Origin of the sequence: Laceyella sacchari (assembly GCF_004343255.1) — a bacterium.
GTDB lineage: Bacteria > Bacillota > Bacilli > Thermoactinomycetales > Thermoactinomycetaceae > Laceyella > Laceyella sacchari.
In genome coordinates this window covers 48,528-62,135 of the sequence record NZ_SMDD01000005.1, presented here as the reverse complement: position 1 = coordinate 62,135, position 13,608 = coordinate 48,528, and the positions used below count along the sequence as shown (strand labels likewise).

The window sequence follows — 13,608 nt, the reverse complement described above, 5'->3', positions numbered from 1 at the left end:
CTCCTACTGCCATGCCTTCTCCGTTTCATTATACTCCGATTCTGGACGTTTCCGAGTAAGCGTTGATTCTTGCGATGATAAGAGACATCCCCCCATACACCTTTTCCCGGCTTAGTTTCAATCATGGTTACGGGGGCCTGGCCCGATAGGTCCGGGAGGCAAGGGTGGTGGTGTGCCAGGCTCCGTTGGGGGCTGGGTCGGTTGCGGTACCTCTTCCTGCTCTTCCTCCCCGGCGGCCTTATTGACCAGATTAAAAGTGGTACCGACATTGAGCGAAGCGGCATCATACACCGCATTAATTTTGATCGCGCGGATATAGATGTTAATCATTAACCACCACCGCTCCCGTCAAAGAAATCAGGATCGAGATAGACGTTCTTTTCCAAATCGATGTTACGCGGGAAGTCACCTACAGGTGATGATCCCCCAAGTGATTTGGTTAACGCTTCTTGCCCAATGTTGATGGTGCTTCCGAAATTGATCGTCGCCGCGCTGGAAACGCTGTTGATCTTCACATTAAAAATGTTGTTGATGGTGCCCAAGTGCGTTTCCCCCCTTTACACCGGTCTCATGTTAGGATGTCTCCTTGATTCTCAGTTTGGAAGTTCCTCGCTTGCCGGAAAGTTTGTTAAAGCGGATTTCCAAAACCCCCCTGCGGTAGCGTGCACTGGTGTAGTTTTTGGATACGGGGGCTCCTAAGGGAATGCATTTTTGAAATTCACCTCGGCTCCGTTCCGCCAGTGTCATCCGATATCCGTTGTAAGGGACTGAGAAGCGTCCGGACAGCCATAAGGTGTCGTTCTCCACCTTCATTTCCAATGATTGAATATTATCCATCCCCGGCAAATCAACAACGACAATTACCTCATTTTTCCCATGATACACATCCGCTGCCGGTCCCTTGCGTTCCGCCGCCGAAAGGATATCTTCAAAGAAGTCATCCCCCAAAAATTGGCGCGCCAATTGGTTCCATCCTTTAGTGGAAAGTTGGTTTAGCATCGCAAGTTCCCCCTTTGCTCCCGCCTAACTTATGAGTCCGCAGTTGCCCATATTTTATGCATTGCGTCCCCCACTTGTCACAAAAGGTTGCATGAACCGGTGTACAGCCCCCATATACTTTAACAAGAAGACAGAGGAGGGACCCCGGTTGCATGGATACGACCCCGACCACATCCTGCGCATGCTTTGGGAACGGATCTACTCGCTGGAAAATAAATTACAAATGCTGGTAAAGGAAAATGAAGCGTTACAACAGCAAGTAAAACAGCTAAAGCCCCTTCACATCGATAAAATCGAATACAAAATCCATGAATTGCATGTGGAAACATTGAGCGGTACCTTGAATATCGGACTGACCGCAACAGGCGAAGAAAATGGTGTCGGTGAAATCATCGAACAGGTCGTCAATCAGCAGGGAAACACCCACATCGGCGGTGACAATGATGACGCAGAGGATGTAGCCCCGCCTGGGGATTGATTTGCTCCTCCCTATTCCCTATGCTAAAAGCATGGATTTGTGAAGGAGGAACCACCATGCGCGACATCATCGCAGTAGCCATTGGCGGCTTTATCGGAACCACTTTGCGTTTCACCGCGTCCAAATGGATTCCCGCAGTTCATTTCCCATGGGGCACATTGACTGTGAATCTGATCGGATCGTTTTTTCTCGCTTTAATCACCTATGCACGGGGCATGCCCCTCCATCCTCGGATTCGGCTTGGATTGGCGACCGGACTGATCGGCTCATTCACCACGTTTTCCACCTTTTGTGCGGAATGGTTGATCCTCCCCTCCCCTGTGGCTTTCGGCTATGGCAGTCTCTCTCTTATCGGTGGACTTGGATGCGCGTGGTTGGGGGCGCAGATCGGAAAGGGACGAAATGCATGCTAATCGCAATATGCATCGGATTCGGTGGCAGTATGGGCGCCGTCGCCCGCCATCTTGTCGGAAGATGGATCAAAGCTCACTGTTCGCGAGGCCCTTTCCCCTGGGCCACGTTTTTGATCAATGTGAGCGGCTGTTTCGCACTAGGACTCGCCCTCGGCTCTTCCGGCGCTGAATCACTCGGCTCAGCCCTGGCGCACAGCCATCCGTTCACCACTGGTTTTCTCGGCGGATTTACCACTTTTTCCACATTCACTGTGGAATGGTTGGAGTTATGGCAAACAAAAAACCGATTGGCCGCCATACTGTATCTCTTGTTCAGCAGCGCAATCGGTCTGTTGGCTTGTTGGACAGGCTATATCATCTTGTGATGCCTTAATTCCCGGCACCCCGGTAGTGCTTGATGCCGCGGTTCCAGCAAAAGATGCCAAAAGCCAAATAAATGGCTCCCATCACCGGGGTAAGCATAGCGTACATTCTCCATTCACCGTGATCCAGCAGATAGCTGGCCGGATAGAACCCGACAAAGGCAAACGGCAAAATCCAAGTCAAAGTGAACTGAATTATTTTATGATAAATATTGGTCGGATAGCGACCGTAGTTGCTGATATTGAACATAATCGGTTGAATATCCGATTTAGAATCGGTGTACAGGCTGATGCTGGTCAGCGCAATGAAAATGCCTGCGTAGATCAGCACACCCCCCAGCGTGAATACAACGAACAACAGCGGATCATACCAAGTCCAGTCCAGATCCAGATGCCACCCGGCCACGCCCATCACGATGCCTCCCGTCAGCACCCCGATCAGGGATTCGGGAGACATCGTCTCCATGATGACCTGCACTAAGCTGTGCACCGGTCTCGTCAATACCCGATCCAATTCTCCTTTGATGATATAACGATCATTAAAACTCCACAGATTTAAAAAGGAAGAAAAGATCGCCCATGGGATTAGGAAATACCCGTAGATGAAAATCACTTCAGCTTGGCTCCACCCCTTCAAACTTGGGGTATGTTGGAACACGACCAGGATGAAAACCAGATTAAGCCCTTGTTGAAAAAAATTGCTAATGAATTGAACCAAAAAATCGCCCCGATAAGACATGCGGGTCTTCATATATTGTTTGAAATACTCGACTAACAATCGAAGATGAAACATATTAGCCCCCCTGCACAATCAAGGTTTTGCGCGCTCTCAGCCAAATGAGTTGCACGGGGATTGCCAACAGGACGCACCAAGCCGCCTGCACCGAGAGCGCATGCCAAAACGCATCCCCCGAGAGGCCTTTAACCAGCACCATGCTGGGCAGATAGCTGATCGCTTGGAAAGGCAGGTAACTGAGCACCGCCTGCGCCCATCCCGGGAAGAAGGCGATCGGGATCGTCAATCCGGACAACAGATCCACAATCATGCGTTTGGCCCAAATCATCCCTTCATTGTTTAAAATAAAAAAGGCCAACACCCCTGTCAGCAAGTTCACTTCCACATTGATGATAAATCCGAGGAACAAGCTACAGGCAAATCTCAACCAATCCCACGATAATCCGGGAAGATCCAACGGAAACACAAGCGACACCACCAACATGCCTGGTACGCTGAACAGCAGCAGACGAAATACGCCTTCACCCAATCCTTGAAACGCTTTAACAATCAAATAGTGGTATGGGCGGATCAATTGGATCGCCACCGTACCGTCCCGGATTTCTTGTGCAATCTCCCGATCCAAGTTGTTAAAATAAAAAGCCCGCGCCATCCAAGAGACAGCGATGTAGGTAGCCATTTGCACCGCAGTCAGGCCCTGCAACGATGGCTTATCCCCATAAATCGACATCCACAGGAAATAATAGACGCCGATATTGATGCTGTAAATGACAATCCCGCTGTAATAGTTCACGCGGTAAGCCAACATCATCAGAAACCGGATGCGGATGACTTCCAAATACATTTTAAGCAAGCGTCATCCCCTCCTGGTAAATCTTACGCACAATCTCTTCCGTCGACACTTCTTCAATCTGCATCTCGACAATATGCACATGCTGAACAATTTGCGCCAACACGTCGGAGACTGCCAAATCAGGTTGTTCCACATGCAAAACGACTTGCCGTTCTCCTTTTCGCTCCCAGCGAATCGGCATGCCTGCCGTTCTCGCTTCCAGCTCGCTCATGTCCACTTCCTGCGCCAACTCGAAGTGAACTTTTTTCCCTTTGGCCCAATTGCGGCGCAGCTCTTGCAAACCGCCGTCATAAATTACTTTGCCCTGATCTAACATCACCACGCGGGAACAAAGAGCTTCGATGTCGGAGATGTCATGTGTCGTCAACAGCACAGTCGTACCAAATTCACGGTTGATCTCCCGCAAAAACCGACGGATGTTCTCTTTCACCAGCACATCCAACCCAATCGTCGGCTCGTCCAAAAACAACAACTTAGGTTGGTGGATCAGCGACGCAACCAATTCGCACCGCATCCGTTGCCCAAGACTTAGTTTACGCACCGGTTGATCCAAAAGCCCACCGATGTCCAACACCTCGATCATCCGATCCAGCCGTTTTTTATAGTCGGTGTCAGGCACTTGGTACACTTGTTTCAACAGCCGAAAAGATTCTTGCACAGCGATGTCCCACCACAACTGGCTCCGTTGCCCGAAAACCACGCCGATCGTCTTGACAAATTTCTCCCGCTCCCGGTGCGGATCAAAACCATTCACTTTCAATTCACCGGCTGTCGGTTGCAAAATACCAGTCAACATCTTGATCGTTGTCGACTTACCGGCTCCGTTTTCACCGATGTAGGCCACCATCTCGCCTTGTTCAATCGTCAAATCAATGGCATCTACCGCGCGAATGGTGCGATATTGCCTGTTCAGCAGATCACGAAACGCCCCCTTGAGCCCCGGGCGGCTTTGATACACCTTAAATTCTTTTGTCAGGCCACGCGCCTCAATCGAACGCATTCTCCCTCTCCTTTCACAATCACTGCCATGAAACAGAAGGCTTTGGGATAACCTTCTGTTGTTTTCATAGATACTAACGAAAAAAGGCATTCCCAACATGGAATACCCCACTACTGTCTATTTCAAAAGCATTTTTCCCATTGCCTTCTATAGCATACCAAAAAAAAGGTTCTTTGCGAAGACATTATAAGCAACTTACTTTAATAAAGTTTCATTAAGCCGCTCTCTCAGCTATCGGCTATTGTACCGACTGATGTACAAAAGCCAACTTCCGGCGTGAGAAGTTGGCTTTTTTCCTTTACAGATGCTGATCAATCAGTTGTTTGATTTTCGCTTGCAATTGGGTAGTGGTATGCTCCACTTCCTTTTGCGTCACTGTGAACCGAATGATCCGCTCATCCAAATTCAACGCCTCTTCCATTGAACTCATCAGGTCGACAGCTTTGCGATCCAATGACAGAATCACGTCCACTTCACTCATATGCGGATAGAAGACAAGGATGATTTCATCCAACTCCGCTTGATAGGGCCCCAACGGCGCAAGGCGGTATTCTTGGACAAACGGGTGGCGAGAATAAAACTTATCAAAGGCGAAGGTGACACTGCTCAAACGAAAGCCCACCTCTTCTACCGCGTGCAACACGGTATCGACCAGCGGGTGGGGCAAAATCTCAATTCCGTCCGTATCACTTGGATCCACTGCCATTTTAATGTCCAAACCCGTTTTCACATAAATGGGAGAACCTCCCGTCGATACCGGTGCATCATACGGTAGCTGGAATTGAAACGGCAACACTTGCGTTTCCCGCACACCGATCTCAAAAGCATCCGTCAGACGGAATTCATCGATGACGTATTCATGCTCAGACCCTTCGTGTTGGTACTGCATGACCAAATACAGATAGATATCCTCAATCAGTTGCGGGGCTTGTCCTCCTTGCACGAATACCTCCCCGCGAATGATATCCCCCTGGCGATATGTGGCTTTTTCCAAGCGGGTATCCACTTTGGCGGAGCCTACCCCGATGCTTGCTAATGCTTTACCAAAAAACGACATATGCTCAAGCTCCCTCTCTTCTAAGTGAATTTATTTTTGCCATGCATCCTGCGCCTTTAGGCCATGGTATTGCCCGGCTTGCGGTTTAACATCTCCTGAATCTTCAACATGGGATCATCGGCAACTTGCTGACCATTGATAAACAAGGTGCCATTGGGATCATGATATTCCCACGCAAACGAACTGTTAAGTACCCGTCCTGAACGGATCATTTCGATTTCCATATGAATGCTGACTTCTGAGACAAAAAAGATAATATTCAATTCATCAACGTAGCCGTGGTAGCGACCCATCGGCTTGAATTGAAACATCTGAAAAAACGGGTGCGGTTTGACCGTCGTATCATGTTCATTGTGGATCCGGTACAAGATAAAACCTGCGTCTTCCACTTGTTTGAGCAACTTTTGCACCAGCGGAGTAGGAAACACTTCAATTTTATCTAAATCTGTTGGATCAATGGCCATTTTTATATCCAAACCGGTTTTAAAATAGACAGGATAATTGCCTGTCGACATCGGCGTGGACATCGGAAGCTTGATCTGGAACGGAATCAGCTTCCGCTCTTCCGCTTGAATGGTAAATGGTTGGGACAGTTGGTACTTTTCAATGGTCACTTGCGTCTTCTTGTCACCCTTGGAAACATCGGCAACCAAATAGAGATATATAGTGGTGATATCCTGTGGTGCCTGCCCCCCTTTGACCAACACCTCACCTTTGACGGTATCACCCGGATGAAATTGTTTTGATTCAAGGCGCGTATCGACGGTCGCTGACCCAATCCCGATACTCGCCAATGATTTGAAAATCGGCATCATGCATTGTCACTCCTTCACATGGTAAAAAAGGGAGAGACGGGGCGGTGCTTAAGACTCATCGCCCATCATCTGCTTCATATATTCTTCAAATTGCAGTGCCAACTGATCTTGCTCCTGGCTTTCCCGCTCCAACTTCTCCTGGCGCAAGCTGGCTTTCTCCTCAGTGCCTTGCTTTTCTTTTTCCTGTTTGGATTCAGCTATCGGCGGTTGCGGATCAACCGGTTTTGGTTGCTCTTCCGCCGGCGGTGTTGGCTCCGCTTCGCTCTGTGGCTTGCCCTTTAACTGATGATCCTTGGGCAATAAATCAAACAGGCTTGCGCGTGGCTTGGTGTGTTGCGGAGTGATTAAGTAACGCTTGGATGTCTGTTCAAGCTCCTCCCGCTGTTTCTCCAACCGTTCCTTGGTCTTGCTCTCCAGGAGTTCCCGTTGGGCTTTGAGCATCTCTTCTTGGCGCCGCTGGAATTCTTCTTCTTGTTTTTTCAAAAGCTTTTGCGCCAGCTCTTCAAATTCCTTTTGTAAGCGCTCCTTGAGCTCCTCCTCTTTGCGTTCCAACTCCTGCCGCTTCTTCTCCCACTCCAGCCGTTCCTGCTTCAGCTTTTCCAATTCGGCTTGCACACGGTCCTCTTGCTCTTTCTCAATCCGTTCGCGTTCACGCTGCTCCCAGGCACGGCGTTCTTCCTCCTGCCGGGCGCGCTCCGCCTCTTCACGCTTGCGCTTTTCTTCCTCCAACCGCTCTTGCTCTTTTCTCTCCTGCTCGAGGCGCTCTTGTTCGATACGCTCTTGCTCTAGTCTCTCTTGTTCTTTTTTCTCTTGTTCGAGCCGCTCTTTCTCTTCTTGCTCACGTTCCCAGCTCTCTTGTTCTTCCGGCTCAGTGATGCGCTGCTTAAACTCTTCTTTTTGCTTGGCCAAAAGCTCCCGCTCTTTTTGCTCAAACTCCTTGCGTTGCTTTTCCAACAGCTCCTGTTGTTTGCGCTCCAATTCTTCCCGCTGTTTCCGCAACAGCTCCTCTTGGCGCCGCTCAAACTCCAAGCGCAACTGCTCTAAGCGCTCTTCTTCCAGCCTGTCATAGTTCTGTTGCTGTTCTTTGTTGTCCACAGGGGCCACGGGCGTTTCGGTAACCGAGAATGGTTCCTCATCCTTCTGTTGCTTTGGCACCGGCTGTTCTTTGGCAGCTTGCTCCTCCACTTTTTTTGGCCGTGGTTTGGTTTCCTCTTTCGTCGAGCCAAACAGGAAATCGAAGAACCCCCCGCCCTGCTTCTGCTTTTTCTTGTACGCATCAATCTGGGACAGCACTGACTCAGGCGATTGTTTTTTCAAGCTACGCTGGATCAGCTTGGACATGGGCTTGGAACAAGGAAAGTCGGCTGGCATTTTCTCCAACGGCTCCTCCAAGTACTGGCCCGAAAGCAGGCTGAAAAAAAACGAGCCCCAATCCAATGTGCGTGATTGGGCCGTAATCTGTTCCAATCCGCAAAAAAGTACACGTAATTCATCCTGGTCGTTTAGCCCAATGTTGCGCGGATCCAACAACAAATACATGGGCATGGGCTTGGACTTCAACTCAATTTCCAAAGAAAGTAGCTGACGCCCCCACTCGACCACTTGATCTTCATCAACCTCCCGCGAAGAAATCACTTCACGTAGCGGGTGAATCGCCTCATAAGGTCGAATGAATACGATGGAGCGCTCTTCTGTATAAACTTCTTCATACGGAAGCACAAGCGGATGGTGCAAAGTGCGGTATTGTTGAATCGCCCGTGAAGGGGCTTGCTTCTGTAACATTGCGGATTGCAAATAATACCGTTGGTCGTCTTTGCGAGCCACCGCGAGTTCCCCATCAAAAAATTTTACGACATGTTCTACCCGATAACCATTTCGGTATATTTCACCCACTCCAAAAAACGACAACATTCTTCGCCTCCAAACATTTCTTCCCAATTCCAACAACCAAGTTATATTCTTACAATCCGTAAAAAGCGTATATATTCCCAATCTGAGAATATCACAGGTGCAAACGTTGAGACAACAACAAGTCTTGCGCCTCGAAGCCTAGGCAGTACGAGAAAACAGCGTTACAATTGACAAAGATGGAATAAAGGAGGAAGTGCTATTGAAAATCGACCGTTCTATTCAATTATATAATGAAGCGTGCGATGTGATCGTGGGCGGTGTGAACAGTCCATCACGGTCTTTTCGTGCTGTGGGCAACGGCACGCCCATTTTTATGAAAAAAGCGCAAGGACCCTACTTCTGGGATGAGGATGGAAACCGATACATCGATTATTTGGCCGCATTCGGTCCGATCATCTTGGGTCACGCTCATCCTGTCGTGACTGCCGCCATCATCGAAACGGCTTCTGCCGGCGTATTGTATGGCACACCTACAGAAAAAGAAGTGCGGTTTGCCACCATGCTCCGTGAAGCGATCCCGACCATGGAACAGATTCGTTTTGTCAACAGTGGCACTGAAGCGGTGATGACCACTATCCGCTTGGCCCGCGCCTACACCGGCCGCACCAAGATCCTGAAGTTCGCCGGTTGCTATCACGGGCACTCCGACTTGGTACTGGTTGCTGCCGGTTCGGGTCCTTCCACACTCGGTACACCCGACAGTGCAGGGGTTCCCGCCAGCATTGCGCAAGAAGTGATTACCGTCCCGTACAATCGAATCGACACCTTGCAAGAAGCGCTCGACCATTGGGGCGATGAAATCGCGGCGGTTTTGGTAGAACCTTTGGTTGGCAACTTCGGCATCGTTCCGCCTAACCCTGGCTTTTTGCAAACAGTGAACAAGCTGGCTCATGAGGCGGGCGCGCTTGTGATCTATGATGAAGTGATCACTGGCTTCCGCTTCCACTACGGCGGCGTCCAAACCATGTTCGGTGTCGAGCCCGACTTGACCGCTCTCGGCAAAATCATCGGCGGCGGCCTGCCCATCGGCGCCTATGGCGGCAAACGGCACATCATGGAAAAAGTCTCACCGATGGGACCGATGTACCAAGCAGGAACCATGGCTGGCAATCCCCTCTCCATTGCCGCCGGAATCGCCTGTGTTGAAACCCTCAGACAACCCGGGACTTACGAACGGTTGGATCAAATGGGCAAAACCTTGGCAGATGAGATTAAGCGTTTGGCCAAGAAACATGGCATCACGATCAGCCTAAACCGGGTAGGGGGCGCGTTCACCGTCTACTTCACCGAAGAGCAAGTGACGGATTATGAAGGCGCGAAGCGGGCTGATGGTGAGCTGTTCGGCCAGTTTTTCCGATTGATGCTTGAAGAAGGCGTCTATTTGGCCCCATCCAAATATGAAGCTTGGTTCCTCACTACCGCCCATAGCGAAGAAGACATCCAATTCACCGTGCGCGCTGTAGAACGGGCTTTCAAAAAGATGAAACCCTCTCAATGAGAGGAGTTGCGGTGATGCAAACACACTAGCAAATAATGCAATCTAGGTTTAGGGCCAGCTCTGGAGCGCCCTGTTAGGAGGTGTACATAATGGATCAAACGAAAACACCCTACGAAGCCATCGGCGGCGCAAAAACGGTGCGCGCGATTGTAGAGGCATTCTACCCACGAGTGCAGGCACATCCCTTGCTGAAGCCGATTTTCCCTGAGGACATCACACCCGTGATGGAAAAACAGCGATTATTTCTCACGCAGTTTTTAGGTGGCCCTCCCCTGTATTCGGAGAAATACGGCCATCCAATGCTTAGAGCACGGCACCTCCCCTTCCCTATCACCCCCGCCCGTGCAGAAGCTTGGTTAGCTTGCATGAGCGAAGCATTGGACGAAGCTGGAGTTCAGGGAGCTGTCCGCGAGTCACTATGGGCACGGCTGGTTATGGCAGCGCATCATATGGTCAACACAGAAGATCAATAACCCTTGGGGACACGCACGCAGCCATCCGCGGCGTGTTCCCTTTTTATTTTCCCGCTGTTCGGCGTACGCACACCACCATGCGACGTTTTTTCTCCTATTATCCTCCCTCTGCGCTATTGCTTTTCGCACATTTCTCGGCAAGCAGGCAAAATTTATCCAGTTCTTGAAGGAAATAAGTAGAAAACAGAGAATATCTTATCCCCAAACCAAACTTCTGCAAAATCGCTCAAAAAGGTGGGAAATTCATGTTTAAAAGTAGAACCCCCCAATTTTTCGACTTGAAGAAAAGAAAAATTGAGGGCAGTGTTGCTACAATTGAAAAAATCATACTGGGTGGGCAGGAGCAAACCATCATGGTTCGCGGACGGGATCAAAGCCATCCGTTGCTGTTGTTTCTGCACGGGGGTCCCGGGTTTGCCCAGATTGGTTTTGCCCGCCATTATCAACAAGAGCTGGAAAAACATTTTTTGGTTGTGAACTGGGACATGCGCGGCACGGGAAAATCATTCTCCCCACGGCTGTTAAAAGCGGACATGACCATTCAGCAACATATTGACGATATATATGAATTGATTCAATACTTGCTGACTCGCTTCAACCAGAAACGCGTCTTTTTGGCTGGCCATTCTTGGGGTAGCATCCTCGGGATCTTGTTTGCCCAAAAACATCCAGAGCTTCTTCACGCCTATATCGGCATTGGCCAGTTGAGCAATGTGGAAAAAGGGGAACTCATCTCCTATCAGCATGTGCTGATCCACGCGCGGCAATTGGAAAAACGGCGGGCCATATCCGCATTGCAACGGCTGGGGTACCCCCCTTACAAGCGCACACGCGACCTGTATGCACACCACAAATGGGTCTCCCGCTTCGGAGGAGATGTGAGAAAAGGGAGCATTTTCCGTTTCTTGTTACGCGGCTTCTTTTCCACGGAGTACACACTTCTCGATTGGTGGCGCTATTATAAAGGGATGCGCCTGCACATGCGCAGTATCGGCCGAGAGATTATGCGCATCAACCTCTTTGACGACGTGCAAACGGTTGCAATCCCTGTCTATTTATGCGTGGGCAAATATGACTATCTCTCTCCCCATGAATTACAACAGCGTTTTTTCGATCACCTATCCGCGCCTGCCAAGGACTTAATTTGGTTTGAAAACTCAGCACACTGCCCCCATCTGGAGGAACCATCGTCATTTTTGATCACGATGTTGCGGATCAAGGAAGAATTGCTTATCCATAAGCAAAAGGATCTGTTGCGGCTGAAGAGCCCCCTTGGCATTGCCCAGTCAGGATAACTCTGGTTTCAACACTCGCTCGCTGCAATAGAGGAAATATTCAAATCATTGCGGCGAGCCGGGTGAAACGGCTCGAGCACCACATCCTGAGAGTTCCATCATCACCACAATGTTCCCGTCAGGCTCTCTCCATGTACCGCTTCCACCCCGTTTTCATCACTTCCAGACATCTTCCCCGTCTGCTTCTATTTTTATGACTAAAAACCATCTTTCATCATCCTAATTGATCTCAAAAAGGTACTCGTGATGGTTCTAGGAATTCATCCAAAAGGACAAATATGGAAAAATCAGCGTAAACCCCTGCCATTTCAACCTCTATACAACCATTTTTTAAAAGCGAAGCATAATTAGATGGAAATAGACTTTAGAAATGCAAGATTTTATGAGAAAATAGTTAGTAGAAACATGAACATATTCACGTTTCTCCTCTTTTGCAGATTATGGATGACTGCACACCATACTGGAAAGGAGAGAATGATTTGAAACCGATCAAATCTTTGCAAACAGAAGACTTGCTCGTCCCTGCAGTCGAGACCGCTCCTTGTTCCATCTGTGGCACTGAAGCGCGATATGTGGAGATCAGCTTTGAATCGCCGATCTGTTCAACCGACTGCGCCAAACGGATGTGGAAGCAATATGTTGACACCCAAGTGTCTCGCAAATATCGAACCATCGAAAGCTTGGGTTTTTTCTCTGAAACCAAATAAAACAGCGGACAGCCGATTTTGCGCAAATCCAGGCTGTGCGCTGTATTTTTTCATTGCTCGAGCGCCAATGGACCGATTCTCTTCTTTTGCAACTGCATGGCCGCTTGTAGCTCCGTCTTGTGATCGACAAAAAGATACTCTGGCTTGACGGTGCGTTTTTTGAGATCAACTGGCATCAACACCAGCGACTCTTTATACACATCCACCACCGCGTAGGTGGCGTTTCCTTTGCGCACAACCAAATATTCCACTTGGTTGGAAGCTACCAAATATCCGCTGGCGCTGGAGACGGTCATCATGATTACAATGAATAAAGCCCCTGCCGAAACCCACTGTTTGTACACTGCCAAGATAAACAACGCCGCCATAAAAAGAATGAACAAGAGCAGATAAAAAACGATCAGCAACAAAGATTGTTCCACTCGGAAATCTAGTTTTAATCCCAACATGAGCCCGACGGAAAGCGGTAGCAATACCGGCAACAAATACTGGCCGGTTCGTCGCAAGTGATCATGTTGTGTGAACACCCAAAACAACAAACCCACCACCACAATGCAAGACATCGCTAAAACAATAGCATTCAAGCTGATGTCGGCATAAAGCGAAGGTAACCCGAAATAAGCTTTGTAGGCACTTTCCGACAAATAAGCCGCAAAGTATCCCAATCCGGTTACCGCACCCAGCCCCAGACCTTCAGACAATTCAAACTTCCTAACCAAAGAAACGTCATTTCGCTCTCTCTTACCAAACCAGGTTGACAACATGGTGTACATCCCTCAATTGTTGGATCAAAGTGATAAGATTCACCATTTATGATAACGGGTAAATCATACAAAATAAACGAGATTACAAAACAGATTGCAATTATTTTTAGATATAAGTATTCCTATGCATCTACTCAAAGACGTAGGTTGGTTGATTACTAGGCTAACGCACAACCGCATATCAAGAATGCGTAACACAAGGGGCTGTTTTGACAAGTAAAGCAGCAGATACTAAAGCGTCCCTCCA

17 protein-coding genes are annotated in these 13,608 nt (G+C 49.0%); 7 read left to right on the top strand and 10 right to left on the bottom strand.

Annotation, left to right across the window (positions count from 1 at the left end; translation table 11 throughout):
* Window positions 1-117 precede the first annotated feature (117 nt).
* Genes EDC32_RS14805 through EDC32_RS14795 form a run of 3 tightly spaced genes read right to left on the bottom strand, consistent with a single transcriptional unit; the run spans window position 118 to window position 999 of the window.
* Complete coding sequence (locus EDC32_RS14805; RefSeq protein ID WP_132223418.1) at window positions 118-330, bottom strand: hypothetical protein; 213 nt, start codon at window positions 328-330, stop codon at window positions 118-120.
* Complete coding sequence (locus tag EDC32_RS14800) at window positions 330-542, bottom strand: spore germination protein (protein ID WP_029071691.1); 213 nt, start codon at window positions 540-542, stop codon at window positions 330-332. The genes EDC32_RS14805 and EDC32_RS14800 overlap by 1 nt, the downstream gene beginning before the upstream one ends.
* Window positions 543-573: 31 nt before the next feature.
* A complete protein-coding gene (locus EDC32_RS14795; RefSeq protein WP_132223415.1) occupies window positions 574-999 on the bottom strand; it encodes an Hsp20/alpha crystallin family protein in 426 nt (141 codons plus the stop codon).
* Window positions 1,000-1,147: 148 nt separating this feature from the next.
* Between EDC32_RS14795 and gerPC the strand changes: the two genes are divergently transcribed.
* From gerPC to crcB, 3 genes are read left to right on the top strand one after another with little or no spacing between them, the layout of a single operon-like run.
* The gene (gerPC, locus tag EDC32_RS14790) at window positions 1,148-1,477 is read left to right on the top strand and encodes a spore germination protein GerPC (RefSeq protein ID WP_246026966.1); all 330 of its coding nucleotides are present in this window, start codon (window positions 1,148-1,150) and stop codon (window positions 1,475-1,477) included.
* Between the two features lie 56 nt (window positions 1,478-1,533).
* Entirely contained in the window at window positions 1,534-1,890 is a 357-nt protein-coding gene (locus tag EDC32_RS14785) for a fluoride efflux transporter FluC (RefSeq protein ID WP_132223412.1), read from the top strand.
* Complete coding sequence (gene crcB, locus EDC32_RS14780) at window positions 1,884-2,255, top strand: fluoride efflux transporter CrcB (protein ID WP_132223409.1); 372 nt, start codon at window positions 1,884-1,886, stop codon at window positions 2,253-2,255. The genes EDC32_RS14785 and crcB overlap by 7 nt, the downstream gene beginning before the upstream one ends.
* Before the next feature lie 4 nt (window positions 2,256-2,259).
* On the opposite strand, the gene EDC32_RS14775 is transcribed toward crcB, so the two are convergent.
* The 6 genes from EDC32_RS14775 to EDC32_RS14750 form a co-directional block, all read right to left on the bottom strand.
* Window positions 2,260-3,045 carry an ABC transporter permease gene (locus EDC32_RS14775; protein ID WP_132223406.1) on the bottom strand — a complete coding sequence of 262 codons (786 nt, stop codon included), beginning with the start codon at window positions 3,043-3,045 and terminating at the stop codon, window positions 2,260-2,262.
* A gap of 1 nt (window position 3,046) precedes the next feature.
* A complete protein-coding gene (locus EDC32_RS14770; RefSeq protein WP_132223472.1) occupies window positions 3,047-3,832 on the bottom strand; it encodes an ABC transporter permease in 786 nt (261 codons plus the stop codon).
* 1 nt (window position 3,833) lies between these two features.
* Window positions 3,834-4,841 (bottom strand): ABC transporter ATP-binding protein, encoded by a 1,008-nt coding sequence (locus EDC32_RS14765; RefSeq protein ID WP_132223403.1) that lies wholly within the window; start codon window positions 4,839-4,841, stop codon window positions 3,834-3,836.
* Between the two features lie 298 nt (window positions 4,842-5,139).
* Entirely contained in the window at window positions 5,140-5,898 is a 759-nt protein-coding gene (locus tag EDC32_RS14760) for a sporulation protein (RefSeq protein WP_132223400.1), read from the bottom strand.
* Between the two features lie 56 nt (window positions 5,899-5,954).
* Entirely contained in the window at window positions 5,955-6,713 is a 759-nt protein-coding gene (locus EDC32_RS14755) for a sporulation protein (RefSeq protein ID WP_132223397.1), read from the bottom strand.
* 48 nt (window positions 6,714-6,761) lie between these two features.
* Window positions 6,762-8,624, bottom strand: a complete 1,863-nt coding sequence (locus tag EDC32_RS14750; RefSeq protein WP_132223394.1) for a coiled-coil domain-containing protein — start codon at window positions 8,622-8,624, stop codon at window positions 6,762-6,764.
* A 193-nt stretch (window positions 8,625-8,817) separates the two neighbouring features.
* Between EDC32_RS14750 and EDC32_RS14745 the strand changes: the two genes are divergently transcribed.
* The 4 genes from EDC32_RS14745 to EDC32_RS14730 all read left to right on the top strand — a co-directional run bounded on the left by EDC32_RS14745 (window position 8,818) and on the right by EDC32_RS14730 (window position 12,597).
* Entirely contained in the window at window positions 8,818-10,122 is a 1,305-nt protein-coding gene (locus EDC32_RS14745) for a glutamate-1-semialdehyde 2,1-aminomutase (protein ID WP_211341941.1), read from the top strand.
* An 86-nt stretch (window positions 10,123-10,208) separates the two neighbouring features.
* Window positions 10,209-10,595, top strand: a complete 387-nt coding sequence (locus tag EDC32_RS14740) for a globin domain-containing protein (RefSeq protein ID WP_029071690.1) — start codon at window positions 10,209-10,211, stop codon at window positions 10,593-10,595.
* Between the two features lie 245 nt (window positions 10,596-10,840).
* Complete coding sequence (locus EDC32_RS14735; RefSeq protein ID WP_054095618.1) at window positions 10,841-11,890, top strand: alpha/beta fold hydrolase; 1,050 nt, start codon at window positions 10,841-10,843, stop codon at window positions 11,888-11,890.
* 479 nt (window positions 11,891-12,369) lie between these two features.
* The gene (locus tag EDC32_RS14730) at window positions 12,370-12,597 is read left to right on the top strand and encodes a hypothetical protein (RefSeq protein WP_132223388.1); all 228 of its coding nucleotides are present in this window, start codon (window positions 12,370-12,372) and stop codon (window positions 12,595-12,597) included.
* Window positions 12,598-12,647: 50 nt separating this feature from the next.
* On the opposite strand, the gene EDC32_RS14725 is transcribed toward EDC32_RS14730, so the two are convergent.
* A complete protein-coding gene (locus EDC32_RS14725) occupies window positions 12,648-13,361 on the bottom strand; it encodes a hypothetical protein (protein WP_132223385.1) in 714 nt (237 codons plus the stop codon).
* Between the last annotated feature and the right edge of the window lie 247 nt (window positions 13,362-13,608).

Bases quoted from the DNA above. Each gene is read 5' to 3' on its own strand.
- EDC32_RS14805 (WP_132223418.1), bottom strand. From the start codon at position 330: ATGATTAACATCTATATCCGCGCGATCAAAATTAATGCGGTGTATGAT.
- EDC32_RS14795 (WP_132223415.1), bottom strand. From the start codon at position 999: ATGCTAAACCAACTTTCCACTAAAGGATGGAACCAATTGGCGCGCCAA.
- EDC32_RS14785 (WP_132223412.1), top strand. From the start codon at position 1,534: ATGCGCGACATCATCGCAGTAGCCATTGGCGGCTTTATCGGAACCACT.
- crcB (WP_132223409.1), top strand. From the start codon at position 1,884: ATGCTAATCGCAATATGCATCGGATTCGGTGGCAGTATGGGCGCCGTC.
- EDC32_RS14775 (WP_132223406.1), bottom strand. From the start codon at position 3,045: ATGTTTCATCTTCGATTGTTAGTCGAGTATTTCAAACAATATATGAAG.
- EDC32_RS14770 (WP_132223472.1), bottom strand. From the start codon at position 3,832: ATGTATTTGGAAGTCATCCGCATCCGGTTTCTGATGATGTTGGCTTAC.
- EDC32_RS14765 (WP_132223403.1), bottom strand. From the start codon at position 4,841: ATGCGTTCGATTGAGGCGCGTGGCCTGACAAAAGAATTTAAGGTGTAT.
- EDC32_RS14760 (WP_132223400.1), bottom strand. From the start codon at position 5,898: ATGTCGTTTTTTGGTAAAGCATTAGCAAGCATCGGGGTAGGCTCCGCC.
- EDC32_RS14755 (WP_132223397.1), bottom strand. From the start codon at position 6,713: ATGATGCCGATTTTCAAATCATTGGCGAGTATCGGGATTGGGTCAGCG.
- EDC32_RS14750 (WP_132223394.1), bottom strand. From the start codon at position 8,624: ATGTTGTCGTTTTTTGGAGTGGGTGAAATATACCGAAATGGTTATCGG.
- EDC32_RS14735 (WP_054095618.1), top strand. From the start codon at position 10,841: ATGTTTAAAAGTAGAACCCCCCAATTTTTCGACTTGAAGAAAAGAAAA.
- EDC32_RS14725 (WP_132223385.1), bottom strand. From the start codon at position 13,361: ATGTTGTCAACCTGGTTTGGTAAGAGAGAGCGAAATGACGTTTCTTTG.